Here is a 26,951-nt window from a genome sequence, read left to right on the forward strand (position 1 = left end):
TATCAAGCGGAGTGTAGTAAAAATCTATTTACTATCATTATGAGTTTAAAAACGTAGACAGTAAAGCTACCCAAGATTTAAGCGCTTACTAAGAACCCAGTATTTATGCGGGTTTGCAGCACTTCAAGAAGTCTTTTGATAACAAATTGATAACAGCTGCATGTGAGTCATTATTCTTGTAATCCAGTGGTTTTAGGGTTAGAGAATGATGACAGGTGGTTGTGCAACAAATAAATCCATATTATAAACGAAGCCCTTAGCTGTGGGTATAAAACTCATGGCTAAGGGCTTTTTGTCGCTATTTTTTGGAGGGGGGTTCTTTTTCTTTGGTGCAGGAAGTTCATCGTACATAGACAGAAACAGGTTGCAAAGAAATTCTCTGCTGTCAACATCATCGACTAAAAGCATTTCCTTTGCTCCCTCATAGGGTAATTCGTAAGTTGCTGTCGGCATAAGGGAAATGGCAGAGGATACGGGTTTTACAAGTAAGCGGTCATCGTAAATACCGCCAACGATTTTGTCACGGTAGTAGAGAATGTACTCGCCCATCATTGCCCGATAGGAGATGCTGTCCAAATCGGATAGTTGTTCTAATACAAAGGTTAAATAATCTTTACTTGACGCCATAGTACACCTGCTTTCAATCATCGGTTTTGAGTTTGTCTTTGAAGGCTTCAACCATAGCGGCACTAAGTTCCTGCGAAGGAACTTTCGCCCAAATTTGCGTGGTATCAAATTCCGGGTAATGGTAACGCCACTCATCGTATTTGTCTTTACTGATTTCTTCAGAAGATAGCTTGTCAGCCTGCTCTTTCCAGGCGTACAGCATTTTCCGGAGTTCGTGAGCGTCTTTGCCTTTGGAAGTATCCACTTTCAGACAGATTTCTCCGTCTGCTGATTCACTGACAGTCAGACCGTACAAATCTTCAAGGGTAAATAAAGTGTGCATCAGTCCGATATAGCTGTCAATATCAGGCACATCGAGGGCATGAGGAGAAACATCAAGAGCCTGTGCCAGTGCAGCAGTAAGTTCTGCCTTCGGTTTTCTTGTTCCAGTTTCGTATTGTGCTAAACGTACATCGGCACTTCGCTCAGGAAAGCCGACAATCGTATGGATATGAGTTTTGAAGCCTTTACCGAACTGTATATCCGGGATATGAAAAGCCGTCTGAAGGAGAACACATGGCTGACAAAAGAGCATATCATCCGCACGAAGATTTTACCTTATTTCGGCAAGCTGAAAATCAGCGAGATTTCTACAAAAGAGGTTATCGCATGGCAGAATGAAATGCTTGCCTATCGGGATGAGAAGAAAAAGCCATATTCACAGACCTATCTGAAAACACTGCACAATCAGTTGTCCGCTATCTTCAATCATGCGGTGCGGTATTATGAACTGCGTTCCAATCCTGCCGCCAAGGTGGGAAATATGGGAAGTTAAGAAAAAATCTATGGATAGAGAACGATAAGAAAGGTGGAAACGATTATGAAGAAAACAATATTTGAAGAAATGGGTGGCACTTATATCAGACATGGGGATTATCTTATCCCCTGTCTTGCTTTGCCGGAGGAAGAAGAACAAAGATTCATCGGCGTATGGGGACAAAGACATAAACGTTATCTGAAAGAACATAAGAAAGTAGTTTATATTACTCTGCTTACAAGTGGTAGGCTGAATAGTTATCTTGCAGATATAGAAGAACAAGCTCAGGAACGCTTTGAAAGGATTGTAGATCAGATGAAACAGGCACAGGGGATCACGGAACAGTTAAAGGCAGAAAATCAGATGGAATGGGTGGTGAGAATGAACAATATACAGACGTGTGCAAGAGAGGCTGTGAACGCCGAATTGATTTATAACTAAAAGAAAAGAGATTTTGGATAAATGCTTGACTGTAAACCTTGTTTATAGCTTATTCTTAAGATAAAATAGAGTTGCTTGAAAGGAGTGCATAACATGACAATAAAAGATGTAGAAGAACGAACAGGTTTATCCCGTTCTAATGTCCGTTTTTATGAAAAGGAAAAACTCGTTGAGCCTTCAAGAAATGAAAGTAATGGTTATAGAGATTATTCTGAAAATGATGTGGAAAATATAAAGAAGATAGCATATCTGCGTACATTGGGAATTTCTATTGAGGATATACGAAGTATTATATCTGGGAAAGTAACTTTGCAGGAAACGCTTGAGAAGCAGAATGAAGTATTAAAAAGTCAGATTACTGATTTGAATAAGGCGAAACTCATGTGCGAAAAAATGCTGGATGAAGAAAGTATTAGTTATGAAAAATTACAGGTAGAACAATATGTAACAGAGTTGCAGGATTATTGGAAAGATAATCAAACTGTTTTCAAATTAGATTCAGTCAGCTTTTTGTATATATGGGGAAGTATGCTTACTTGGATAACGATTACCGTATTATGCTTGATTATTGGGGCGTTGTCTTATTCTAAGTTGCCGGTAGAGATTCCGGTACAATGGAGTAAAGGTGTGGCAACATCTTTGGTGAATAAAAACTGGATTTTTATTTGTCCCGTTATCTGTATTATAATCCGTTATTTATTAAAACCTTTTATTTATGCCAAATTACAGATGAACAATTATTATGGAGATATTATAACAGAGTATTTGACAAATTATATGTGTTTTATTGTGTTGTCGGTAGAAATTTTCTCCATACTTTTTACTTTCGGAGTGGTAAAAAATATTGTTGTACTGTTATTTGTGGACACAGTAGTTTTTATTGGATTGTTAGTCGTTGGGCTGACGAAAATGGATTTGAGAGGAAAAGAAATTTTATGATTCAGATTTCAAATTTAAGTAAAAAATATGGTGAAACGGTTGTTTTTTCGGACTTAAACTATACATTTGAAAATGCTTGTATTTATGGACTTGTTGGAAGAAATGGAGCTGGAAAGACTACTCTTTTAAATATACTTTCGAATTATGACAAAAATTATACAGGAGTAATCTCTATCGACAGAAAAAAGATGAATAAGGTTGATTATCTTGATATGCCGGTCGCCTATGCAATGGATCAACCAAGTTTTTTTAATGAGCTGACGATATATGAAAATCTTCTTTTGATTGCTTCAAGCAGAAAGATAAAAAAACAAGAGGCATTTGATAAAATCGAGAGGATTTTAGATGGGTTGGGATTAAAAAAGTATGAGAACTATTCTCCGTTAGAACTTTCAAAAGGTACAATGCAACGGTTAAATAATGCTTGTGCAATGATACAAGAAGAAAAAATTACTATTTTTGATGAACCATTTTCAGGACTTGATCCTGTCCAAATGAAACTTTTAGAAAATGTAATAGTGGAGTTTCACAAGAAAGAAAAAGGAATTTACATTATTTCAAGCCATGATATAGAGTGTTTACAAAATGTTTGTGACAAGTGTCTTTTGTTACATAACGGACAAATTAGAGAAATCAATATGGAGGAAGTTGACAGAGAGGAAATAGCAAAAATTTTATCTGAAGGGGAGTAAGTATGTATCAGTTGCTTTTGAAACAGAGATTCAAATTTGCAGTTAGAATGGTCAAACGAAATATAGGTGCTTATCTTATACTGATTGCTATTGTGCCATGTATTCTTATATTGCAATCTATGATTCAGAAAAACTATGGAATGGATATTGCTGTTTTTATACCATATGGTATTCTCTGTTTCTTGTTTATGAATTTGTTTGGAACAATACCAAGAATGCGTATTTCTCCTGAAACTTATATTTGGAAAATAGAAAAAACATATATTTGGAGAGTGAAGAAGATAGGAAAAAGCATGGTACTGACGTTGAGTGTTGCGTTGATTTTATTTTGGGCTTTTCCAATGGAGGGAATGGTCTTAAGACAGTTTATTGTGGCTATGCTTTGTAACCCAATTGTCAATATGCATACGGTTTTATCAACACAATATAAATATCGGGATATTATGAATATATGTATGTTGGCAGTAGTAATGATTTGTTTTTTTTATGGAAGTGTATTTGTTACCAGTATATTATTGATCATTTACGGATTATATTTTATTTTATATCCTTATTTTAGCTATCAAGCAATTATCCCGTTCTTTCAACAATATAATCAGATGTTATATGGATTTTTGAATAGAGAATATGATACAGTTTTGCAAACGCAGGATGAAGTGTTCTTCCAAAATAATCAGAAAGAAATGAAAGGACTGATGAAGAAATATTATGGCAGCCGCTATCGTTTTTTGATGGTTTATGAGGTGGTTAGTATTGTCAGAAGAAAGAAACAGATTATGTATCAGTATTTTGCGATTGTTTTAATCACAATGTTATTATCGCAGATAGACGGAAAATATATTGAGTATGTATTATTGTTTTCTATATTGATATTAGGACAGAATGTTGTCAGCTATAATGTGCAAAATGAATTACGTTTAGTTAGAAAAGGATTTCCGCTCAGATATTCTTTAAAAGAAAAATTACAATGTAAGTCAGTTATTGGAATGTTCTTGTTGTTACTTCCAATGCTCTGTTATTGGATAGCGTATAAAATTGAATTATTTAGTATTATCCTTTGGATATGGATACCGATTCAGAGTATTATAATATATACAGCAAAGAACCGACTGCAAAGGTTACTATATATACTTCCGTTTTATATTTTGTCATTGTTATCTATGAGAGTATGGCAGATGTTTTTTTAACAATAAGATTATTGATTTTCTAAGCAAAACCGCTTATAATTTGAGTCGGTACATATTGCTATTATCCACAGTTACAGGGCGTGTGTTATCAATGCCGATAACAAAATGATAACATTAGCCTGTATAGGCAGGATAATATGGATAAATCAAATAATTAAAAGAAAAGCGAACACGGCAACAAATAATCTCTAAACAAAATTGATTAGTGATTGTCGAGTTTGAATAGTTGGAGCTAAGCTGTAAAGCCTTTGTTTACAAGGGTTTTACAGCTTTTCCTTTATAGGATTGCATTTTCATTGCATTATTTTTCTTCAACTGTTCTGTGATAGATTGCTGTATGTTGATTGCTGGTATAATTAGCAATGCTTTCAGTAGCAGATTGTACTTGTAATATTCCAGTCAGTTTTTTAGCAACTTCAAGATTCGTATTTGGATACAGATGACCATAAGTGCCGAGTGTTGTCTGTATTTTTTCATGTCCTAAACGTTCCTTGATAAGTAAAGGATTTTCGCCCATGCTGATAAGCAATGAAGCGTGTGAATGTCGCAAGGCATGAATTTTAATACGATGAACACCTGCTAAATTTGACAACTTTTCCAAAGCTCTGGGAAGCGTTGTTTTACTGGTTGGAGTTCCGTTATAACTTAGTACAAGTGGACAATCGGGAAGAACCTGTTGCTGAACACTTTGCCAAGCCTTTAGCTCATTGAGTGTATCTGAATCAATATAAATAGTACGGATACTTGCCTGTGTTTTCGGCTCAACGAATTTATAGTCCGTCATTGTTCGGTAATATAATGTTTTGGTAATGCCAAGCAAGCCTGTTTCAAAATCTATGTCTGACCAATGTAATGCTGACGCTTCGCCAATTCGCATACCAGTCATAAATAATAACCAGAACGATATAAACAGATAATGTTCATAATAGTCTTTCTTACAGAGTAAGGAAATAACCTTTTGAAATTCTTCTAATGTCCAGAAATCAACTTTGGTTTTCTTGCTTTTGATATTGCCTATCATACGAGAAGGATTTTTCTTCGCAATTCCAAGAACAATAGCTCTGTCAAATGCGATAGAAAGCATTCCCTGTACGATACGAATGTAATTAGGGCTAAAATCTTTTGCAAGTTTCAACTGCCAGTTTTGAACATGGATAGGTTCGATTTCGTCTGTTTCCATTTTGTAGAAATAGGAAAAATGTTTCTTGATGGTAGTAGCACGATTAAGATAAGTGCTTTCTTTTACCTGTGTTTTATACCATGGCAGGTAGGTTTCCTCTATAAATTGCTGAAAAGAAACGCCATCTTTTTTTGTTGTTAATTCTTCGGTAGAAGCTAACACCAGTTTTGAATATTCTTCCTTTGCTTCTTTTTTCGTTCTGAATCCACTTCGGTATTTCTGTATCTGTTTTCCGGTAATGGGATTGTAGCCTAAATTAGCTCTGAAATAATAAGTTCCGTTATCTGCTTTCTTAATAGGGTCTTTTGCCATGATTTCACTCCTTACATGATATGCAAGAAGTACAATCAATCGTTTGTGTCTGATAATGTAATCCCTAATAATTCTTCCACGGCTTCTTTGGGTACTCTGTCCAATTTACGGGATTGGTAATAAGTATGCCCTTTTTCAATCATAAGTTTTTTTGCTTTTCTTATGATGTCTGCCGAGAAAGAAGTTCCATAACCTAGTGCTATGAGGTCTTTTTTTGTTACGGTAATCATAATCCTCCTTTCCATAGACCAGATAAGGAAATCTCAATATCTTGTCTATCAGTATATCAAATGATGAGCAAAAAAGCTCTATTAAGATGATTTTTTCTTGCAAAATCGTTGTTAGATAGTTTTACAAGCAATCAGACGGCTTCGGCAAGCTCCGCTGGTATCTCAACCATTCCCATTCCTGTGGGCTGAACCGTGTCATACGGGTGTATCATTATCCTGTGTTGCAGGTCATGGCAGAACGACTTTTCCAACGGTCGCTCCCAGATCATTGCATGAATCGCTATCTCCCGATTGGAAAAGTCACGGCGTACAACCTCTGATGGCTCACTGCAAGCACAAACGTATCTGACTGCTTTATTCACTTGTCAAAGAACTGTTAGGCTCTTGTCAGCCTGTATCAATTCATTTTTACAAATGGACTGATACAGAATGATAAAAAAAAGCGGAACAGGAAAGAGGGGAGTTTATTAAATCATGCTCCGCTCAAATATTACTTAATGTTCGTCTATTTCAAATTCACATATCATTTTCAAAAGGGCTTCTCTGATACGTCCCTTTAATTCCATATCAACCACAATGTATACGTTGCCGTATTCATCGTAAAACGGGCGTAAACAGCATTTTGATATATAGGCTTCATAGAACAGCAACAGCTTTTTTATGGCGTTTTCGTTACCGTCCACGGCTGATGATATGAGAAAAAATGATGGAAGTGTGTGTTGCTTATTCTTCATTTGTTTTCTTCTCCTTTAACTGCTTTCTGATTTCTTCAAGTGAATTTCTTCTGTGCCTATATGATGTGCTTCGGTTGATATTCAGCTTTTCGCCTATCTCCGAATCGCTCATATCCAAGAAGAAAAACATCAATACAATGTTCCGGCTTTGCTCCGGCAACTGTTTCAGTGCTTCTGCAAGTTCTTCATCAAGTACACGGATTTCTGTACCGCACACATCGAACGTTGTATATTCACTTTCGTAATCGTCCCATACAATCAATTTCTCAACAACAATCTCTGGAAGCTCACAAAAGGATACTTCCTTTGCCTGTCGTCTGGCTAATTCCTTGCGGTAGTTACGAACAATGCCTTTCACAACCTTTTTGAGCTTACAGTCAAACTGACATTGTATTGTCTTTTGGAAGTCTGATGGTTTCAAAATCACACCCTCCTTTCGCTATGAAGTGAAAAGTATGTATCCCTCTTTCCGCACCATATCTGTACGGCAAGGTGTGATTTGTTGCAGGATTGAAAAAAATTTTTGTAAATATGAAAACAGCCTATTTGCATCAATAACAAATAGACTGTTTTTAAAACATCTGATATATGAGTTTTTAATTCATGTTCAAGGACTGATGATGTACTAAGAAAAAAATGGAATAAATTCGGTTGTTGGTATAGACTGCCTGTTTTACTTAGAATCACAAATTGCTCCTTGACCAGAGCAATCCTGTGAAAATAGAAAAAGGACAGCTCTGGTTATACCAAAACCGTCCCTATATTTTTGGACATTATAAAAGAGATTACCCACAGAACGGTTTTTTTTATTTACCGAACTAGGTAATACTTTATTTGAATTTATAGTGCATATAATATGAGTTTTTAATACATTCTAATCGCACAACATGAAGTATAAACTCATGATAGGTGATTAAAAATGAGAAAAAAGAAAGATACACACAGCTTTGATTTTCGTCCTTTAGGACTGGCAATCAGAGAAGCCAGAGAGAAAGCAGGGCTTTCCAGAAATGATTTAGGCGATAAAGTCTTTTACGGAGAACGTCATATCGCAGATATTGAAAATATCGGAAAACACCCTAGCTTTCAGTTATTCCATGATTTAGTTACAATGTTCAATATATCTGTTGACGAGTATTTCTATCCAGCGAAGAATGTTGAGAAAAACACAGCCCGCCGTCAGATAGATTCGTCACTTGATTTATTGAGTGATAATGAATTAAAAATCATTCAAGGTACGATTGACGGTATCTTGAACAGCAGAGAGAATAAGAAGTGATTTGCTTCTTGTTTTCTCTGTTTTCCTATACAGATTCTTCAACATTTATTTGTTGATCTGCTCCGCAGGCAACAAATAAGAGCCGACTATCCTTATTTCTTTATCGTAAATTTACTTGTTACACAGTAATGAAAAAAGCCAATAGTTTGTAACTGGACTTTACAAACTATTGACTTTACATTTTGATGTCCACTCTTCAATGAATTATCATACGAATATATCTTCAATACTTTATAATTCAAGAGTAATAATAAGGCTATTGGCATGTACTTTTGCAACAATATTTCCGCCAAGAATGGCAACAAGTGTTTTTACTACCGCAAGTCCCAATCCTGTACTTCCATTATGTCTTGATTTATCGCCTGTATAAAAACGGTCAAAAAGTCGATTGCAATCAATTTCTGAACTGTCACTCATTGGATTTTCAATGGTAAATATAATATTATTATTTTCTTTCTCCATAAGTGTTATTTTTATCGTTCCAACAGAATACTTAATTGCATTTGTCAACAGATTTTGTAAAATTCGTTCTACCATATTTTTATCAGAATATACGTATATTGAATAATCTGGGAGATTTATTTCGGGTAAAATATTCTCCTTTTCTAATGCAACGGCATTTTCCGTAATTAAATTTATTAACATATTAGATATATTAAACTTTTCTTTTTCTGGAACTGTCTGCTGTTCCTCCAAAATAGAAAGGTCATAGAATGTTTCTACCAATTCTTTCATTTTTTCGGCTTTGCTAAAAATCACTTTTACACGCTGTGCTTGACTGGATTCCAAATTTTCTTTTTGCAATAATTGTAAATGACCAAGAATGACTGTAAGAGGTGTACGCAAATCATGTGATATATTAGCAACAGATTCTTTTAAATACTCTTCATTGCGTAATACGCCTGCAACAGCCTGTCGTTGTCTGATATTATATTGATTCAATATACCAGCCAGTCTTTCTAAATCTTTATCAATCAACGAAATGTCTAACATCTGCTGTGAATTTCCAGAATTCAATTCATTAACTTGATCCGCAAGATTACGGATTTGTTTTTTTAATTGAATATATCGAAATAGCAGTATTACTAAAAATATTGTTATGATAATTAAAATCCATTCTATGTTAGACATTTTCTCCACCTATTTAAAATCACATTTACAAAATTTTATCCACGAAAGCAATACCAATATACCAGACCATATACATCCTACTAAAATAGCTATCGGTTGAAAAAAGGTTTTCATGCTGACAACGATTCTGATTTGATAAGTAGGTAAAAAACCGACTGGTAATCTCAACATCATTCCATAGCCAAGATATAAGCTAAGACCAAAAATAATAATTGCTGTAACCGAAGTTGCTTTTACAGCATCCTGTAAATAGCAACAAATAAGTATTGCAATTAGAAATATCGCACTATTAAGCAGACAAGAATAAATGATTGCTTTTATAATATTGTAAAAAAACATTCCCACGTCTGCAACACCAAAGCGTCCAAATTCCCTTATGCACCCTGAAACTGGATAGACAAGAGCCATAAGATTAAAAGCAATTAAATACGATATTATTTTACTTGTAAAAATTTGTTTTCTGGAATGTCCAGCACTGACCTCTAAGTTTATTGTTCTCTTAGAAAATTCCTGTCCTAAAATCAATGCAAGTATAGCCGACATGATGATAAGAAGAAACGTAGAATCATACACCATTCCATTAAAAATATCAGCAAGAGAAGAAACAATTTCTTCTGTCGGTCCCATGACCTCTGTAACATAAGTATCTGCTGTAAAAAATCCTAAAATAAATATTCCAATCATACCACACCAGTAAATAGAATTATGTAACAACTGATATTTTTCCAGTTTTAATAATTTATCCATAAAAAACACCTCCGGTTATTTCAAGTCTGTATGTAAAAAAGCACTACCTGCAATGAAATATAAAATAAAATTCCATAAAAAATCTACAAACAAGCAAAAGTTTGTCGAATAGACCTTTTGCAATGAAATTAACCTAAGTTGTCCCATTGGTATTATTCTGCTGATTATTTGTGCAGATTCACTGTTCAGTAAAAAAATCATAACAAAAAATAAAACCATTGAAACTGTCAGTGTTTTCCCCATATCACGAAAAATAAAAGCAAAAAACATCGGTAATGCACACAGTGTTATCATGGCAAACAGAGTTAGTAAAACCATAGTATATGTGCTATCATTCCAAAAAAGTTTTTCTCCAATATAAAATTGACTAATAATTCCATGTACAAATAATGGAAATACCAGAATGATAATACAACCTATTTGAGATACAATTAACTTTACTCTAAATATAGAACTTCTTTTATGTCCGGCAGTAATATAAGTATTTAAAGTTCTTCCACTAAAATCACTTCCAATGAACAATGCTATAAACACTATAATCAAAAAATAGAGTAACGGAATATTGTATAATGATGCCATAATTAAGTTTGAAGAGCATTCTTTACTATCTAACAGCAATATGCTACTTAAAAGGAGATTGAATATTCCAATTCCCCAAAAATACCAACTGTGAAACAACTTATATAACTCAGTTTTTAGGAGATTTGACATCTTTTGTTCCTCCTATTTTGCTCAAAAAATAGTCCTCCAAAGTATCGCCAGATACAGAAAGTCCTGTTACAAGAATGTGCGATTCTGCCAAAGCAGACGCAACTGTCTCTAAATCATTCAAATAATCATACAAACGAATTATGCCATCTGGCATTAGTTTAAAGTTATCTGTATGAAGATTCTCTTCCAAAACCAGAACCGTTTTCTGAACATCTGTTGTTTTAATAGCTATATGTCGTTTACACCGTTCATTTAATTCATAATCAGAAATCTCTTCTATAATTTTTCCATGGTCAATCAGAATAAATTCTGATGCTGTTTGATACAATTCTTCTAAGATATGGCTTGAAACCAAAATGGTCATACCATATTCTTTATTCAAAATTTTCAATAAATTTCTGATTTCTACAATTCCAGCAGGGTCAAGACCATTGATAGGCTCGTCTAAAATCAATAGTTCTGGTGTATTTAAAAGTGCAATCGCTATCCCCAATCGTTGACGCATACCTAATGAAAAATTGCGGACACTCTTTTTACCTGTATCTTGCAATCCAACCATATCTAATGTCCTTTTAATAACTGATTTATCTGGTATGCCTCGTTGAATACGCTGTACTTCCATATTTTGATAGGCAGTCATTGACGGGAATAGAGCAGGCGTTTCAATCATACTTCCAATTCGTTTACGCTGTTTCTGCAATTCTTCTGTTCCAGAATTTCCCCATAAAGAAAGTGTACCACTTGTTGGAAACGCAAGCCCTGTGACTAATCTTAAAAAAGTAGTCTTACCTGCTCCGTTTTGACCAATAAATCCATAAATTTTTCCTTTTTTTATTTGTAAATTTATGTGGTCTAATGCTAATGTTTGTTTATATTCTTTGGTTAAAGACTTTGCTTCTAAAATAATTGAACTCATATCCCAAACCTCCTTTACTTAAACCAGTATAACGGGCAATTTTAAAGAATTTCTTAAATCGTAATGAGAAAAGTTAAAAAAATAATAAAGCTAAGGAACGTTTAATCCTTAGCTTTATGTAGGCGGTAGCCAATGCCCCAAACAGTATCAATAAATTCTGTATCAGAGCATATCGCTTTTAATTTATTGCGTAAATTACTGATATGAACATTAAGTGTATTATCCTCAGCAATATATTCCGTATCCCAAACACTTTGAAAAAGATTCGATTTTGAAAATACTTTATCTGGATATTTCATCAACAATTCTAAAATGCCAAATTCTTTAGCGGTTAAGGATAATTCTATTCCATTCAAAAATGCTGTATTTTTCTCTAGGTCTAAAGTCAGATTGTTATATTGCAAACATTCTGTCTGGCTATTTTGAAATTGTACTCTTCGCAGATTACTTTCAATTCTGGCAAGCACTTCTTCTATATCAAAAGGTTTTGTGATATAATCGTCTGCTCCCAGACGAAGCAAGTCGATTTTATTTTGTGTAGTTTCTTTCGCTGAAATAATAATAACAGGTATCGTAAATTTCTTGCGTACATCAGATAAAATAATATCACCACTCCGATAAGGAAGCATAATATCAAGTATAATCAAATCAATTTTTTCTTTATTCAAAAAATCCAGAACATGAAGTCCATCATATTGGCAATGCACAGCATATCCTTTTTCTTTTAGAAAATCAGCCAATAACGCATTTATTTCTAAATCATCTTCAATAATCAATATTTTATTCATTAGCCTACCTCATTCCTGCAATGCTACTTTCCCATTATACATTTAAGGTTGTATTTCCTCAATACCATTGCAACCAATTATATGAGAGGGATTCTTATTTTGTCAATCTAATTGTAAGCAGAATAGTATAGATTGGATAAACAATTACCATACTATTCTGCTGTAACATTTATTCTACAATCTTCCAGTTATCGTCCTTATGAAGCACAAGCTCATACTGTGAGATTTGTGTCATTTTCGACTTGTTATCCAGATACTTTACGGACACGCTGACTTTGAGGTTGTCGTCGTCTTTGGTAAAGACAGGATTTACCAGTTCTGAAAATACATAATCGCCGGATACAGGAGCAAGCACACCGTCTTTGACATAATAGGCAAGTTCTTTTTCAGTAGCTGTCGGATAGAGCTTAAAGAATGTTTCCAAGAAAGCGGTGGCGTCCTTGACTGTATCGGAGCTGACACTGGCATCGGCTTCCTGTGCTTTCGGTTCATACTCTGATTTCTGTACTGCCGGAGCAAGGGTAGGATTCTGGGTAATGACCATTGCACCGTCCTTATCCACATGAACGGTCACTGTGTAGTTTTCTGTGACTGCCTGTGTCTGTTCGCCCTCTTTTACCTGCTGATCTACTTCGTAGGCAACAGTAAAATCGTCCGTTCCAGACTGTCCCACGTTCCAGACCAGCACATTTGTAACCGTAGCACTGGTTGGTATATCGGTTCTGATGGTATCGGCGTTCAAGTCCTGCAATTCTTTGGTAAGGTATTTACTGATTTCTGTTGTCCTTGCTTCAATGGCTTCCTTGCTGGTATCCCATGAGTAGTAGACTTTCGCAAAGTTCTTGACGAAATTCTCAATAGCGTTGGTATCGTTCAATCTTAGCTGAATGATTTCTTTTTCATGTACCGTGTGGGTGTCAATGGCGGTAAAGTTCTTATACACACCAAAACTGGTGCTTGCCAGAAGCACCGCCCACAACAGCAGGACAGATTTCTTATGTGTCCCGACTTTCATGGTACGCACTTTCTTATTCTTAGGTGCTTTCTCTGTTTTTTCTTTCTTCTTAAACATATTTCAAGTCCTTTCTATTATTTGATTCTTCCGGCACAAATGATGTGCTGTTGCCAGTAGTCAGAGGTCAAATCGGTATAGCCGATTGGATTTCCGGCATGGTACATCTGATTATTTCCCACATAGATTCCTACATGTGTAACATAGTCACTGGTATTGTAAGTAGAATGGAAAAAGACCAAATCGCCAGCCTGTGCCTGTGACAATGGGATATGCTGGGTTGCGTCATACTGTGCCTGTGCGGTTCGTGGCAGGCTGATTCCGGCTTTTCCGTAGCACCATTGAGTAAGACCAGAACAGTCAAAAGAAGTGTTTGGATTACTGCCACCATAGACATATTTCCAGCCTTGATACTTCAACGCTTCATTCATAACCGCCTGTACCGTTTTGTTGCTAAACTGCTTCACAATCAGATATTGGTTGACCAGCTCCACATAGAACATATTCCCGTAGTTATAACGCCAGCCACCATTTTTACTGACTGCTATTGGGTTCGTATAGGTCACTTTTGTACCGCCGGATTTATTCTTTGCGAAATTCTCTGCAATGTTGAAGCTGTGCTTTTTCCCATTCTTTGCTACATAGTTAGCATAGCCACCGCCATAGTTATAAGATTGAATGACCACGTTAATGTCATTTATGCCTTTGGCTTTACAGGAAGAAAGCAGGGACGCAAAATATTTACACCCCTGCTTAATGGATTCTTCTGTACTTAATGAGTTTGGCGGTAATCCCAGACTTTCGCTGGACTGCATGACATCGGTAGCTGTACCGCCACTTTCCACCTGTATGATGGAAAGCAGGACGTTCACATACTCCGAGATACCGTTTTCTCTGGCGTATTTTTCCACCATCGGCTGATGTTTGAGAACATCGGCTGCCAGGTTCATGCCGGAATAGACAGGCGAATAGCTGTTTGAACTGTCGTCATCTTCGCCGGAAGTCAATATCCCGAAAAAGAGGATGATGGAGAAAAGGACTGGAAATATCGTACCTATGATAAGGATACGTTTTAATCTCATTTCTTCCGTCCTTTCTCTGGTTGCTTCGTAACAGTCTTACGATTCTGTTTTTGGTTGACCTGTTTCTGTATGGTTGTTTTCTTTTGATTACTTCTGGATTTCGCTACATTCGGCTGGTTCGTTCTGGTAACACCTTTGACCTGTTGTTCCTGTCTGATATTGGTTCGGATAGTTTCTTTTCCAGCCTTGACTTCTGCATTTTTTATCACAGGAGAAGTAGCAGGACGCTTCATATCCGGCTTTGTGCCCATATCGGTCTGTGCAGGTTTTGGAACAGGTGTGGCAACAGGGCGTTCATGGCTTCTGGTAGCTCCGGCTGTCGCTGATCCATTCGCATGAACTGTCTGCCTTGCTTCCTGTGCTTTCTGTAATTCCTGCTTTTTCTGTGAGATATTTTCCCTGTGCAGGTTGCGTTTCTGTGTACGCTGTTCCTGTCGGTTTTCCCGTTCTTCCACAACGCCACGCTTAAAGTCCGATGCAGAACTTGCAGGATACTATCAGCAAGTGCAAGACGCTCTTGAAGGAACAGGCACAGGTGATAGAGCAGAAGGAATCGAGGATTTCACAGCTAGAGAAGTCGCTTCTGGAGAAAGACGCAGCATACGCGAGGCTCTTGCAACAAAAGGAAGAACAAAAGGCACGCCTGGAACGGAAGATAGAAAGCGAGAGGAGCAGTTACCGATACCTGAACAGCAGTCTAAGAGAAACAGAAGAAGAGCTCGCTGATGTTAAGGAACAGCTTCCTTGGTGGAAGAAGAAAAGGAAGAAAAAGTTAAAACTATATTATTACAAGAAGCACTGGTGGAAGAGTGATAAGTTTAAAGAGAATGTTGTGATGGGGATAATGCTGGCAGGATATATCTGTGTGGTATGGTGGTTGTTTAAGTGGAGTCTGGGATAATAGGTATGTAAATGGGAAACCGCGTCTCCCTTATGTAGGAAGACGTGGTTTTGGACAAATAGCAATTTAATAGATTTACTTCCCTGTAAAGTGATGTTCGAAAGGTGCGTTATTTGTTAAGAAGTTCGGAATCACAAGCGGAAAGTAGTGCAAAGGCATATTTTTTTGCACAGTTTTTTACTAACTTCTTGTTGATAACACCAAACCATATTATCAGATATAGCAGGGTGAAGATAATGCAAAATAAAACAAGTGTAATATCTACTGTTAGATCTTTACAATGAGACGCAATCATTACTAAAGCATCGAATACAATTAGAATGATGCATATTACTATTCCCAAGGGTTTCATACCCAATAGATTGTATGCAAATCCAAGATTTGTATTTTCCTCTGTGATAAGCGGAAATTCCGTACTATTTCTGGTTTGGGAAATCAACCATTTAATAGCGCTTTCAGAGTGTGCTTTCATATCTGTGGCATTGTCTGTTATTTCAAAACCGTTTAGGCGAGATTTGAAAAAGGCATAATAGCGTGCTTTGGTGTACTTATCAATGGTATTGTCTTCGGGAAGAAGATATTGCTGTGCAGGTAAACTGTGGGGAAAGCACTTATGCAAGGCCTTACTTCCGTTTGTACGTGCAACTATTATCATTAAGTTTGAAAGTGCAAATGTAATAATTGTAATAACAAAGGTACTTGAGATATTGCGCACCTCTGGAATAAGCATGTAAGCTTGAATCAGTAGCGGTGCTAATACGACAAGCCCTACACTTATGCGAGAGCGTATATTGTATACTCCAAAAATGTCCGTCATATTGAACCTCCGAGATATGAATATTAATTGATTTTAGTGAACGCGTTATTCAAGCGAGTGATGATATCACCAAGATGTATATTGTTGTAAAAAATAAGCTCGGATTTGGTTAAATCGAAGGTAAATCCGAATTTAGTTCCAAGTAGGAGTTCTGCAGTGTTATTATCCTCTTGGCGAGTAAGGTATATATTTTTACGCGATTTTTTGACTGCATAAAGATTGGTACAAGCACTACAAGTGATAATTACTATATTGGCTTCATGAATAGACGCAAGATGGGTTGCTAAATAATGTTCTACTTCGGAATTGTGACCTAAAATAAATAATACATCTAGAGAGCATGTGGGAATGCTCTCTAGTGTAATGAACCCGTTTTCAGCTTGACTTCTCTTGGTCCACAGCTGCATCGAATCAAAAATATAATCTTGACGTGCGGAAACAGTTGAAGCAAAACTTGTAGATATCAGATATCTCATTTTGTACCCAGGCTCCTTCCGGTATATGGTGATTCGCATGAAAAGAAAAGGCTATTCAGTTTGATGTTACCATAGTGCTTTGTGTTATACACCCTATGTCCGGTAGTCTTTAGGTCATCAGATCCTCCGTTAGAATTGCCGGTATTATCAGACACAATGTATATAGTGCTAATCTGATCACATTTCTTGGCAAATATTTTATCCGCTTGCTTTGATTTGCCATGATGGGGTAATTGGACAATGTCATAGTCGCGCACTTTATCTTCAATAGCGGCATACGATGCGTCGCCAGAGAGAAGTAGTGTATGACTGCAGATATCTACTGCCAATTGTATGCTGGTAGCATTGTATGCAGTTTCGCCATCTACAGTATCTCCTTCACGACCGTCTAAATGCTTAGCGACGGTGTCAAGCATATAATCGAAATCTGGTCCGACTATCGAAATTTCATCTGTCAAAGAAAAGCCACATTCGTAAATATCCTCTAAATTGCAACCGGACAAGGTGGCTATGTTATCGTACTTTTCTAAGATTTCTTGTTTTACAGTGTCGCGATTCCTACGTTTGTCATCAATACGTTCTAGTATCTCGTCTACATATTTAAGTAGTAGTGTAGTTCGTATGGATGATATTCGATCATTTGCAATTAATGTCGGAATGCCATCAAAGTGGTCGGAATCGTTATGAGATAAAATCAGAGTGGCTTTTTCATAGCCGTTTTTATCCATGTATTGAATTACCTCTTCCGCGTGTTTGGAAGAACCACAATCATAGATGTACAATTCAGTGCCGGTGTTGATAAGTATACAATCACCATAGTTAGTAGTTTCAGCGTTTTCGTAGTGCTTTGCACTTAGGGTGATAATTTCATTCATTATCAGATTTTTCTCCTTTAATTATTATATCTATGTGAACAATAATCAAAGAATTGAACAAACGTTCCGCTTGCAACGATGTAAATCCCATGGTATCATAACTTATAACTTAGTTTTATTATGTACTTTTGGGAACCGGCAGTTGGTAGCTGCTGGTTTCTTTAATTATTGGGATTGTTAGCAATCGAGGTTGCTGAATGCTAATTCAATGATAAGGTATCATATGTTTTGGAATAAGTCAATGGTAAAAATAAAAAAATGTAACAAAATATTACAAAAAGAGATGAAAATAGAATATATCAATTGACAAAAGTTAAAAAAAGTGATATTTTGGAGAAAAATAGGAGGTGGAGTATGTTTACCTATCTGAAAATGAAGAATTTTAAATCTTTTAAGGAAATTAGTATTGATTTACAAAATAAAAAAGATGAGTTTAAACATATAATTGCAATTTATGGTGCAAATGGGAGCGGCAAGTCCACAATTGTGGAGGCTTTTTTAACATTGGAAAAAACATTAGGAACAATGCGTGTTAAAGATATGCTATTGGATTTGCTGAATAATAAAATAACGCCACCGGATGATATTCCAATAAAGCAAGAAATGATGTTGGAGTTTATTAAAACGAGGTTGGCAAGTAGTACAGTTGAAAAGATTATAGATGAATACAAAATGATTAACACAACTGAGCCAATGATGTTAGAGTTTGAATTTATTATAAATGGCTCAACAGGTTCGTATTTGATGGAATTTGATAACAGTGATTTGATTAGGGAAAGATTAGAATATAAGATATTAAAAAATAGGGGCTGCTGTTTTGATATTGAAGAGGATAAAGTAGAAATAAATTCAAATATATTTGAATCTGCAGAGTTTTTGGAAGAAATTAAAAGACAAATTCAAATGTATTGGGGAAAGCATACTTTTCTGTCGATTTTGCAACATGAAATGGATGATAAATCTGCAACATATGTGAATTCGAATATATCCCCAAACCTGATGAATATATTAACAGAGTTTAATAGTATAAGTTATAAAACAGCTAGTAATAGAGAAGATAATAGTATTTATGCTAGTCCAGTGTTTGCAAATCTAGAAGGTGGAACCATAGAGAAGTCAGAAGAAAAAAATCTTGATAAAATAGAACAGTTTATAAACGAGTTTTTTATCTCTCTTTTTGATGATGTAAATAAAGCTTTTTATCATAGAGAAGAAAAGAATGGAAAAATCAGGTATTCTCTTTTCCTAAATAAAAGGATAGATGCGCTTGATTTTGATATAGACTTTCGTTATGAGTCGAGTGGAACACAAGAGATATTGAATCTGCTACCGTATCTTATGGTAGCTATTACAGGAAAATGTGTCATTATTGATGAGTTTGGTAATGGTATACATGATTTGATGGCAGCGAAATTAATGAAAGCAGTTTCTCAGAATATCAAAGGGCAATTGATTATAACAACACATAATACATTAATTATGGATCATTCTAATATTAAGCCAGATGCTCTATATTTCATATTTAATGGATTGGAAGGTAAAAAGGTAAAATGTGTAACGGATGTAGAGGAGAGATTGCATCCAAATTATAATTATAGAAATCGTTATTTTAATAATGAGTTATATGCGGATGGGCTGCCTAAGAATGCAGATTTTGACTTTAGTGAGTTTGCTAAATTGTATGGTTGATAAATTGTAAAATATATAGGTGGAAGGGAGTAATTAAATGGCAATACCTACAAACATCAAAACATTATTATCCGGTGATGTAGTCGAATGGGCGAGAATTGAATTTAAAGAAACATGGGACCCAGCAACTTCATTAAAGACGGTTTGTGCGTTTGCCAATGACCTTGATAACTGGGGTGGTGGCTATATTGTTATAGGTGTGAAAGAGGATAACGGTCGTCCGATGTATCCTTTACTTGGTGTGCCGCTGGATAAGCTGGACGCATATCAAAAGGATATTTATGCGAAATGTAAGCTCATTAGACCGGCATATACACCAATTATTGGTATAGAAACTTATCAAGATAAGACGTTCATTATTCTGTGGTGTCCGGGTGGAGACAGTAGACCATATTCATCACCTAAAACGATGGCAAAGGATAATAAAGAGCGAATTCATTATATCCGTAAAGCGTCTAATTCTGTGGAACCATCAGACGATGAGGAGAAGGATTTATTCAATTTGGCAAATCGAGTACCCTTTGATGATCGTGTGAATCATGAGGCTGAGATGTCAGATTTAAATATAACACTGATTCAAAATTATCTAAAGGAAGTTAAAAGTTCGCTGTATGAGAAGTCTAAGGCAGGGGATTTTGTTGAGGTGTGCAGAGATATGAATATTATTTGTACACTTCCCGAATATACTAAGCCTAAAAATGTAGGGTTAATGTTTTTTAGTATGGAGCCGGACAAGTTCTTTCCGTACACGCAGATAGATGTCGTACAGTTTCCGAGTGGTTTAGGCGGTAATGACATTATTGAAAAAACTTTCAGAGGCCCTATTCAACAGCAATTGCGTGAAGCGTTGCAGTATATTAGAAATGTAGTGATTACGGAGAAAGTTGTAAAACATCCGGACAGAGCAGAGGCAGATAGATTTTTCAATTATCCGTATGCGGCTATTGAAGAAGCTTTATCAAATGCAGTATATCATCGTGCATATGATGAGAGGGAGCCGATTGAAGTTCGTATTGAAGCTGATAGAATTGAAATTGTGAGTTTTCCTGGCCCAGATCGCTCTGTGACAATTGAGGGACTAAAGAGCTATCGTGTTTCAAACAGGAGATATAGAAATCGTAGAATAGGCGATTTCTTGAAAGAATTGCATTTGACAGAAGGTAGAAATACGGGGTTCAAGAAAATTTTAGATGCTTTGGAGGCGAATGGTTCGCCAAAACCGGAATTTGAAACTGATGATGCAAGAACTTACTTTATCACAAGGCTGTTTATACATGAGAAGTTTTTAAATGAGGAGCTGAAAGAGAGCCAAAAAGGAGCCGAAAAGGAGCCGAAAAAAGGAGCCGAAAGAAAAAAGGCGATATTGGAATTATTAGCGAAAAATCCCACAATGACACAGGCGCAACTTATGGAGCAAATGGAATTGACCAGAAAACAGGTTCAGAAAGATGTGAAGGAGTTGCAGGAAGAAGGAATGCTTAAACGAGAAGGTTCTAATAGGAATGGTCGTTGGGTAGTAAATAGGGGATTATTATAGTGACGTAAAGGCAAAGTTTCAAGATGCCTGATAGAGCGTGTATGATGGAAACGTTAGATACGCGATAGTATCAACAGATGTATGGAGGGAAAAAATATGGCATTACCACAGCCAAAAGGGAAACAATTAGAGGTATTAGATTTAAAACCAGAAGGGCACAATGTTGTTTTGGGTACAGCTGGTAGTGGAAAAACAACTTTGGCTATTTATAGAGCAATTTATCTTGCCACTTTGGATGATAAGGAAAAAGTGATGTTAGTTACCTTTAATACGACACTTGTTAAGTATTTAGAGGCTATAGTTGGTTCTGAAATTCCTAGAAATATTGAGGTTAGAAATTATCACAAGTTTGCAAGAGGATATTTAGCACATAGGAACAAGATGCCGAGATGGAATGGTATAGTTTCGGGAATGGAAGATGGCGATAATAAAAAACAACTATTTGTAAGAATAGCATTGGAAAATGTGAAAGCAGCGAATGGGACAAATAGTACATTAAAAAGAGCAGAAGAAGTTTTTCTTGAAGAAATAAATTGGATAGAAAAAATGGGAATAAAAACGCTTGATGAATATGAGAAAGTTGAACGTGTTGGACGATTTGATACGCGAATAATAAGGGAAAATAGAAAATATTTTTTCCAAGTATATAAAGCTTATCTTGAAGTAAGAAAAGAGGAAGGTTATTTATACGACTGGGAAGATATAGCACAAACAGTGTGCGAAGAATTAGAGAATGATACAGAGAAAAGAATGTATAAGCATATTATAGTGGATGAAGGACAAGATTTATCTCCTATAATGCTTAAGTCACTTGTTAAAGCTATTCCAGAGGATGGAACATTTACTTTTTTTGGTGATGTGGCACAACAAATTTATGGATCGCGTTTGTCGTGGAGAGAAGCTGGATTAAAAATAGCAAAAAATAAGATATGGTATTTTGATCGTAACTATAGAAATAGTAAAGAAATAGCCCAATTTGCAGTAGCTATTTCAAAATCGAAATATTTTGAAGATAAGCAGGATTTGGTAGAACCGGTATTACCAACAGCATCATCTCCGTTACCAGCAATTGTAAAATGCAAAGATGAAGAGGCAGAGTTAGATTGGATAGTAGAGGCTGCAATAAGAATGTCTGGAAATCAAAGTATTGCAATTTTGGTGAGAAATCGTGAACTGGTTGATTTAGTAGAGGAAAAGCTTCGAGCAAAAAAGATTATCCCACAGATTTTGAAAAATCGAATGGGGGTATTGGATTTAAATGCAAAAATCTCTATAGGCACATATCATTCAGCTAAGGGATTAGAGTTTGACATGGTATTTTTGCCTTTTTGCTCTATGAAATATCTGCCCTCAGAAGAAAGGGTTTTAGCGAATGAGAGCAGAGATGAGGCTTTAAAGGAAGAAACAAAATTATTATATGTAGCCATAACGCGAGCAAAAAGAGGATTAATATTATCATATACTGAGGAAAAAACAGAACTATTGTTAGAAGTGGATACATCATTGTATGATGAGAGGGAACTAAAATGATAGATGAGATATATGAGGAAATTAAAAAGAGAAATATAACTAGGTTATGCCATTTTGTCCATACAAATATACTTTTACATATATTGAATAATAACGAGGGTGTTAAAGCTGTTGATTTTATAAAGCAAGATGTTCTGATTCAAAATGATAAACAACGTTTGGATGGCAAAACGGATTATATTAATTGTTCTGTTCAATATCCTAATTGGTGGTACTTGCGTAGAGTAAAAGATAATAACCCTATATTTTCTGATTGGGCAATTTTATTTATTGATCCTATAGTTGCGACTATCGAAACGACACAATTTTGTAAAGTTAATGCAGCCACTCGTTATGGCGCATATATTTGTAAAGGAGCAGAAGCATTTCGAGAATTGTTTTCAGCAAATGTAGGGAGACAAAACAGGACAAAAGACATGTTACAGAATGCACCTACGGATGATCAAGCAGAAGTGTTAGTTTATGAGAATATTCCAGTATCAATGATTAAAGGAATTGCATTTGAAAATGAGGAAATTGCAAGACAGAAAATAGTTGAATGGAAAGTAATGGGATTCCCTAAAATCGATGTGTTTATTTCACCGGAATTGTTTGATGTGCCAACAAGTGGAAAAATAAGACGCGGAGAAGAACCATTAGTAAAACCGTATAGGGAGGAAGAAAATGAGTTATTCTAAAAAAGAAAAATATACAGGGGCGTTAATTGGAGCAGCAATAGGTGACGCATTGGGATGGCCGAATGAACAAAACAGTAAAAATATTAGCAAGAATAAAAATAGCATAAGGACCTATGTGGAGTGGAATCGTCGTGCGGGCGGAAGATACTGGCCGCATGAGGAAAAAATTTGTGTGGGTGAATATAGTGATGATACACAATTAATTATTGCTACAGCTAGAAGTTTGTTGAGAGGTCGACAGTGGAGCAATTTTTTTCGCCAAGCAGAATTGCCGGCATGGTTGAAGTATGAGAGGGGCGGAGGCGGAACGACCAAGAGGGCTGCGCAAAAGTGGGCTGACAATATATCTCCATGGGATGAGAAAAGCAATTCGCCGTTAGAAATAAAGGATTATTTTATGGCTGGTGGAAATGGAGTTGCAATGAGAATCATTCCCCATATATTTAAAAATGAAGAAAATATTGAAAAAATTATGGCGCAAGTTGTTTTAAATGGAATGTACACTCATGGACATCCGCGAGCACTGATAGGAGCTATGTTATATGCAATGGCAGTGAGAACATTGATACAACAGGATGCCGTGTTAAGTTATGGAGAATTAATAGATGTATTAATAGAAGAAGAGAAACAGTGGAGTGAGCTACCAGAAGTGAGTAATATCGCTATATGGAAATGTGAAGCTGAAAGATATGCACAATACGATTATGATCAAATATGGAATGAATGTGTATTAGAGACGATAGATTATTTAAAAATAGCAAAAGAAGCGTTAAATCAAGGCATTTTGGATTTAGGACATGATACTCTTCAAAAATTGGGGTGTTATAACTCGAGAATCAATGGTGCGGGGAATGTCTCGGCGGTGATTTCGATCTATTTGTTTTCTAAGTATGCAGATGATCCTGTAATGGCAGTATACGAGACTGCCAATTTAAATAATGCAGATACGGATACCTTGGCATCCATGGTTGGTGGATTAGTGGGGGCTCTAAACGGTAAAGATTGGATTCCGATAGAGTTAAGAGGAGTACAAGATTATTCACTATTTGAATACCTTATAGAGCAAATGATGGACGAAAAGTGTGATTTCCTCAATAGTGATAAACAATATCAGCTGTTCAATAATGAGAAAATGGCGACATTGGAAATAGGAGATAGTATCGAATGTCTTCCGTTTGGGGAGATAACATTAAAGGAGATTAGAGAAGATAAACCGAAGCGAGCGGGCATGTATGTAAAGGTGTATGTATGGAAAACGGCATACGGACAAACCATTTTCTCGAAGAAGATAGGGAAAAAAACGTTAAATATGGAACAGACCATACCGCATACGGTAGAGAAAAAACATAGTCCAGAAATCCAGTTTACGGTACAAAAGCTAAAGGATATTAAAAAACTTTTGATTAAGGTGTCCGATGCTGCTGATTTTGTTGAAATTTTATCGGAGATTGTGCAAATGAAAATAGATGATGATATTTCAAAAGAAAAAATTGATGAGATGAAAGTAAAGTGGAAACCATATAAGATTACAAAGAAGCAGATTGTAAGTATATACGAGCTGTTGTGATTTCTCTTAAAGAATTAATGTAATAGTGTGATTGTGTGGATTTATCCCCACCTTCTATGTGGTATATAAAGTGGGGGATAACGGTTGCACCTTGGTTGCAAAAATCCTCAAAAAACCAAATAATCCATGGAATAATTGAAATTACTGCACAACATATAGTACCAAAAGAAAATCTGTCTCACTAAATACAGTACTCATTATAGAGTTCGAATAGGGACGCTATCACAGGGCACACCCCATTATCCTGTAAAAGGCAAAAATGATTATCCTATCAGCAACAGAGAGTAATACCGCAGCGTAGCTCTGTTGCTGTTCTTTTTTGTCATTTATGCCCCGGTCACACAGGATTCTGACTCAGATAAAATGAGGCGTAAATAAGCAACGTGATATCGGAAAAAGCTGTAAAAATCCACGTGGAATTTTACAGCTTGAATATTCCGGATGGTTTTATATCAGCTGTCCGGTGATATGGAAATCACTTTTTATATCCGCTTTTTGTGCATACCGAATCATAATTTCTGTTGAAACATTGGTAAAGACTGCTACGCACCGCAGATGCGGCAAGGTCTTGACCAATATCCCAACAGAAATGGATAAGTCATCAAGCACAAAAGAGGCGATTTCCGAGTACCGGAACTCTGATTTCCAATTTTCCGGAAGTGCGATTTCATCGCGCAAGAATATTCAACAGCTTTCTGTATAGAATAGAAGTAGACGAAACATCACTGCGTGAGGGTGCTGCGAAACTACAGGGCATGGGTAACACTGCGAAACGTTGATATTTCCTGGTGTTGCAGGGTGTGAGGGATGCTTTGGATGATGCTGCGAAAGTGACATTGCGATAGTGCTGCTGTGTAAGAGGATACTGTTATATGGGACGCGATAGAAGTTGGGTTGTCAGGATTACCACTGCGGAATGTGCTGTGGAATTGCGCTGCAGTGCCGGAGGGTTTTGCAGTGTGGCTTTGCTGTGGGATGTGAGGATAGTGAGGATACTGGATTTTGCCCTTTGAGGATAATGTGGTGTGCCCCGGAACATAGTATATTTTCAATATGCCGTTTTTGGGAAAAGCGGCAACTGCCCGCAAACCCAGTAAAAATCAAGGGTTACAGCGATTTTATGATTTTTCCCCAAAATAAAAAATTTCCCATAAATCTTGTTTTTGGGAACATTTTTGGGAAATCGGCGGGGGCGGTGTCTCCCTTCCCCAGCGGGGAGGAATGGCGAAAATAAATATTCATTTACAGAAATTGGGAAATTGGTTTTTTACTCAAATCTATTTCCTGATTTTTTTTAATAGCATAAAAATAGATTTTCTAAAAATCCTAATTTCCCAATACTTCGTCTTTATTTCTTCCAGCATTTTTATATATTTTCTAACTGTACCTCTGTTTAGTCCGGTTATCCGTGCAAGCTCCGACTGGTTGATTTTGTGCTTCTCGTAAAGTGGATAACTTTTCATGAAACGCTGGGGGATATCGGCAACGGTCGTGTGGAGACGTCCGATGACTTTCCCCTTGGCGGCGGCATTTCGCATTCCTGAGGTGACACGTTCGGAAATCATGTTGCGTTCCAGTTCGCAAATACGCCCATCATCTTGACCATGCCTTCAACCATCGGATCTAAGGTATCACCTGTACAGTCCACCTCAAAGGTGCCAAGGATGAGTTTTAAATGTTTCTCCTTGGCAATGTCGATAATCTCAATCAAGTCCTTTGTAGAGGAAAATCGAATTATCAAGAAGCAGAATGCAATATTGAAAAAGTTGCAGGAAGTGTTTGGACAGGTTGGAATTTTATTAAAGCAATAGAAGGATCGATTGAATGACATTAGAAGAAATCAGAGAAGTTATTCCGCTGATGGAGAATATGATAAACCAGATCGAGGAACAACAGGAACTTATAAAGGGGACGTTTTTGCGTTCCCTTTTAATATTCTACCTTCGAGGGGTGTGTTTTTTCTCTAAAATAGAGTATGATCAATAAAAAAGGAGGTAGATGTGTTGATTGTCAAGTAAAATTGACCCACTTTTACGTTTAATTTTGACCCACCTGAATTCAGAAATCACCTGATTTTC

29 protein-coding genes and 2 pseudogenes are annotated in these 26,951 nt (G+C 36.3%); 12 read left to right on the plus strand and 19 right to left on the minus strand.

Annotated elements, in window-relative coordinates; all coding sequences use genetic code 11:
* Window positions 1–318: 318 nt before the first annotated feature.
* A pseudogene (locus ABHC48_RS19435) lies at window positions 319–627 on the minus strand (TfoX/Sxy family protein); the annotation flags it as partial.
* 13 nt (window positions 628–640) lie between these two features.
* Complete coding sequence (locus ABHC48_RS19440) at window positions 641–1,156, minus strand: helix-turn-helix transcriptional regulator (RefSeq protein WP_173770955.1); 516 nt, start codon at window positions 1,154–1,156, stop codon at window positions 641–643.
* On the opposite strand from ABHC48_RS19440, the pseudogene ABHC48_RS19445 reads away from it, so the two are divergent.
* The 5 genes and pseudogenes from ABHC48_RS19445 to ABHC48_RS19465 all read left to right on the plus strand — a co-directional run.
* Window positions 1,112–1,438, plus strand: a pseudogene (locus ABHC48_RS19445) (N-terminal phage integrase SAM-like domain-containing protein); the annotation flags it as partial. The gene ABHC48_RS19440 and the pseudogene ABHC48_RS19445 sit on opposite strands and share 45 nt — an antisense overlap.
* A 48-nt stretch (window positions 1,439–1,486) precedes the next feature.
* Complete coding sequence (locus ABHC48_RS19450; protein WP_187559088.1) at window positions 1,487–1,864, plus strand: TnpV protein; 378 nt, start codon at window positions 1,487–1,489, stop codon at window positions 1,862–1,864.
* A 93-nt stretch (window positions 1,865–1,957) separates the two neighbouring features.
* On the plus strand, window positions 1,958–2,803 hold the full coding sequence (locus ABHC48_RS19455) for a MerR family transcriptional regulator (RefSeq protein WP_195699602.1): 846 nt from the start codon (window positions 1,958–1,960) through the stop codon (window positions 2,801–2,803).
* Window positions 2,800–3,495 (plus strand): ABC transporter ATP-binding protein, encoded by a 696-nt coding sequence (locus ABHC48_RS19460; RefSeq protein ID WP_015540722.1) that lies wholly within the window; start codon window positions 2,800–2,802, stop codon window positions 3,493–3,495. The genes ABHC48_RS19455 and ABHC48_RS19460 overlap by 4 nt, the downstream gene beginning before the upstream one ends.
* 2 nt (window positions 3,496–3,497) lie before the next feature.
* Entirely contained in the window at window positions 3,498–4,682 is a 1,185-nt protein-coding gene (locus ABHC48_RS19465) for a hypothetical protein (RefSeq protein WP_015540723.1), read from the plus strand.
* 301 nt (window positions 4,683–4,983) lie between these two features.
* Here ABHC48_RS19465 and ABHC48_RS19470 read toward each other — a convergent pair whose 3' ends face one another.
* From ABHC48_RS19470 to ABHC48_RS19485, 4 genes are all read right to left on the minus strand, one after another.
* Window positions 4,984–6,174, minus strand: coding sequence for a site-specific integrase (locus tag ABHC48_RS19470; RefSeq protein ID WP_195699603.1), 1,191 nt, complete (start codon window positions 6,172–6,174; stop codon window positions 4,984–4,986).
* A gap of 35 nt (window positions 6,175–6,209) precedes the next feature.
* Complete coding sequence (locus ABHC48_RS19475; protein WP_009265203.1) at window positions 6,210–6,404, minus strand: DUF3173 domain-containing protein; 195 nt, start codon at window positions 6,402–6,404, stop codon at window positions 6,210–6,212.
* Between the two features lie 494 nt (window positions 6,405–6,898).
* Window positions 6,899–7,138 carry a helix-turn-helix domain-containing protein gene (locus ABHC48_RS19480; RefSeq protein ID WP_195699604.1) on the minus strand — a complete coding sequence of 80 codons (240 nt, stop codon included), beginning with the start codon at window positions 7,136–7,138 and terminating at the stop codon, window positions 6,899–6,901.
* A complete protein-coding gene (locus tag ABHC48_RS19485; protein WP_044925118.1) occupies window positions 7,128–7,559 on the minus strand; it encodes a sigma-70 family RNA polymerase sigma factor in 432 nt (143 codons plus the stop codon). The genes ABHC48_RS19480 and ABHC48_RS19485 overlap by 11 nt, the downstream gene beginning before the upstream one ends.
* A gap of 498 nt (window positions 7,560–8,057) precedes the next feature.
* Here ABHC48_RS19485 and ABHC48_RS19490 point away from each other — a divergent pair, with 498 nt between their 5' ends.
* A complete protein-coding gene (locus ABHC48_RS19490; protein ID WP_005342894.1) occupies window positions 8,058–8,417 on the plus strand; it encodes a helix-turn-helix transcriptional regulator in 360 nt (119 codons plus the stop codon).
* Window positions 8,418–8,648: 231 nt separating this feature from the next.
* Here the strand turns inward: ABHC48_RS19490 and ABHC48_RS19495 are convergent, their stop codons facing one another.
* The 8 genes from ABHC48_RS19495 to ABHC48_RS19530 form a co-directional block, all read right to left on the minus strand.
* Window positions 8,649–9,548, minus strand: a complete 900-nt coding sequence (locus ABHC48_RS19495; RefSeq protein ID WP_035403270.1) for a HAMP domain-containing sensor histidine kinase — start codon at window positions 9,546–9,548, stop codon at window positions 8,649–8,651.
* A 9-nt stretch (window positions 9,549–9,557) separates the two neighbouring features.
* Entirely contained in the window at window positions 9,558–10,295 is a 738-nt protein-coding gene (locus ABHC48_RS19500) for an ABC transporter permease (protein ID WP_035403273.1), read from the minus strand.
* Window positions 10,296–10,310: 15 nt separating this feature from the next.
* A complete protein-coding gene (locus ABHC48_RS19505; RefSeq protein WP_106493214.1) occupies window positions 10,311–11,006 on the minus strand; it encodes an ABC transporter permease in 696 nt (231 codons plus the stop codon).
* Window positions 10,984–11,922 (minus strand): ATP-binding cassette domain-containing protein, encoded by a 939-nt coding sequence (locus tag ABHC48_RS19510; protein ID WP_035403278.1) that lies wholly within the window; start codon window positions 11,920–11,922, stop codon window positions 10,984–10,986. Before ABHC48_RS19510 ends, ABHC48_RS19505 begins: the two co-directional genes overlap by 23 nt.
* A 101-nt stretch (window positions 11,923–12,023) precedes the next feature.
* Window positions 12,024–12,710, minus strand: a complete 687-nt coding sequence (locus ABHC48_RS19515; RefSeq protein ID WP_195699605.1) for a response regulator transcription factor — start codon at window positions 12,708–12,710, stop codon at window positions 12,024–12,026.
* A gap of 169 nt (window positions 12,711–12,879) precedes the next feature.
* Window positions 12,880–13,782 (minus strand): conjugal transfer protein, encoded by a 903-nt coding sequence (locus ABHC48_RS19520; RefSeq protein ID WP_195699606.1) that lies wholly within the window; start codon window positions 13,780–13,782, stop codon window positions 12,880–12,882.
* Window positions 13,783–13,799: 17 nt separating this feature from the next.
* Entirely contained in the window at window positions 13,800–14,804 is a 1,005-nt protein-coding gene (locus ABHC48_RS19525) for a bifunctional lysozyme/C40 family peptidase (RefSeq protein ID WP_195699607.1), read from the minus strand.
* Window positions 14,801–15,259: a hypothetical protein gene (locus ABHC48_RS19530; RefSeq protein ID WP_227199250.1), complete on the minus strand. Its 459-nt coding sequence runs from the start codon at window positions 15,257–15,259 to the stop codon at window positions 14,801–14,803. Before ABHC48_RS19530 ends, ABHC48_RS19525 begins: the two co-directional genes overlap by 4 nt.
* An 80-nt stretch (window positions 15,260–15,339) precedes the next feature.
* On the opposite strand from ABHC48_RS19530, the gene ABHC48_RS19535 reads away from it, so the two are divergent.
* Window positions 15,340–15,705 carry a hypothetical protein gene (locus ABHC48_RS19535; RefSeq protein ID WP_187566408.1) on the plus strand — a complete coding sequence of 122 codons (366 nt, stop codon included), beginning with the start codon at window positions 15,340–15,342 and terminating at the stop codon, window positions 15,703–15,705.
* 109 nt (window positions 15,706–15,814) lie between these two features.
* Here the strand turns inward: ABHC48_RS19535 and ABHC48_RS19540 are convergent, their stop codons facing one another.
* Genes ABHC48_RS19540 through ABHC48_RS19550 form a run of 3 tightly spaced genes read right to left on the minus strand, consistent with a single transcriptional unit; the run spans window position 15,815 to window position 17,873 of the window.
* A complete protein-coding gene (locus ABHC48_RS19540) occupies window positions 15,815–16,522 on the minus strand; it encodes a hypothetical protein (RefSeq protein WP_187566407.1) in 708 nt (235 codons plus the stop codon).
* A gap of 23 nt (window positions 16,523–16,545) precedes the next feature.
* Window positions 16,546–16,998: a hypothetical protein gene (locus tag ABHC48_RS19545; RefSeq protein ID WP_187566406.1), complete on the minus strand. Its 453-nt coding sequence runs from the start codon at window positions 16,996–16,998 to the stop codon at window positions 16,546–16,548.
* Entirely contained in the window at window positions 16,995–17,873 is an 879-nt protein-coding gene (locus ABHC48_RS19550) for an MBL fold metallo-hydrolase (RefSeq protein ID WP_187566405.1), read from the minus strand. Before ABHC48_RS19550 ends, ABHC48_RS19545 begins: the two co-directional genes overlap by 4 nt.
* 354 nt (window positions 17,874–18,227) lie before the next feature.
* Here ABHC48_RS19550 and ABHC48_RS19555 point away from each other — a divergent pair, with 354 nt between their 5' ends.
* The 5 genes from ABHC48_RS19555 to ABHC48_RS19575 all read left to right on the plus strand — a co-directional run bounded on the left by ABHC48_RS19555 (window position 18,228) and on the right by ABHC48_RS19575 (window position 24,873).
* Window positions 18,228–19,562, plus strand: coding sequence for an AAA family ATPase (locus ABHC48_RS19555; RefSeq protein ID WP_187566404.1), 1,335 nt, complete (start codon window positions 18,228–18,230; stop codon window positions 19,560–19,562).
* A gap of 37 nt (window positions 19,563–19,599) precedes the next feature.
* Window positions 19,600–21,099, plus strand: coding sequence for an ATP-binding protein (locus tag ABHC48_RS19560; RefSeq protein ID WP_187566403.1), 1,500 nt, complete (start codon window positions 19,600–19,602; stop codon window positions 21,097–21,099).
* A gap of 96 nt (window positions 21,100–21,195) precedes the next feature.
* The gene (locus ABHC48_RS19565; protein ID WP_195699608.1) at window positions 21,196–22,629 is read left to right on the plus strand and encodes a 3'-5' exonuclease; all 1,434 of its coding nucleotides are present in this window, start codon (window positions 21,196–21,198) and stop codon (window positions 22,627–22,629) included.
* Window positions 22,626–23,306, plus strand: coding sequence for a DarT ssDNA thymidine ADP-ribosyltransferase family protein (locus tag ABHC48_RS19570; protein WP_187566401.1), 681 nt, complete (start codon window positions 22,626–22,628; stop codon window positions 23,304–23,306). Before ABHC48_RS19565 ends, ABHC48_RS19570 begins: the two co-directional genes overlap by 4 nt.
* On the plus strand, window positions 23,293–24,873 hold the full coding sequence (locus tag ABHC48_RS19575; protein ID WP_347505997.1) for an ADP-ribosylglycohydrolase family protein: 1,581 nt from the start codon (window positions 23,293–23,295) through the stop codon (window positions 24,871–24,873). Before ABHC48_RS19570 ends, ABHC48_RS19575 begins: the two co-directional genes overlap by 14 nt.
* A 1,277-nt stretch (window positions 24,874–26,150) precedes the next feature.
* Here the strand turns inward: ABHC48_RS19575 and ABHC48_RS19580 are convergent.
* Window positions 26,151–26,438 carry a winged helix-turn-helix transcriptional regulator gene (locus ABHC48_RS19580; RefSeq protein ID WP_227199251.1) on the minus strand — a complete coding sequence of 96 codons (288 nt, stop codon included), beginning with the start codon at window positions 26,436–26,438 and terminating at the stop codon, window positions 26,151–26,153.
* Window positions 26,435–26,614, minus strand: a complete 180-nt coding sequence (locus ABHC48_RS19585; protein ID WP_227199252.1) for a recombinase family protein — start codon at window positions 26,612–26,614, stop codon at window positions 26,435–26,437. Before ABHC48_RS19585 ends, ABHC48_RS19580 begins: the two co-directional genes overlap by 4 nt.
* Between the last annotated feature and the right edge of the window lie 337 nt (window positions 26,615–26,951).

This window comes from Ruminococcus sp. 1001136sp1 (assembly GCF_039841815.1).
In the GTDB taxonomy this organism is placed as follows: domain Bacteria; phylum Bacillota; class Clostridia; order Lachnospirales; family Lachnospiraceae; genus Blautia_A; species Blautia_A faecis.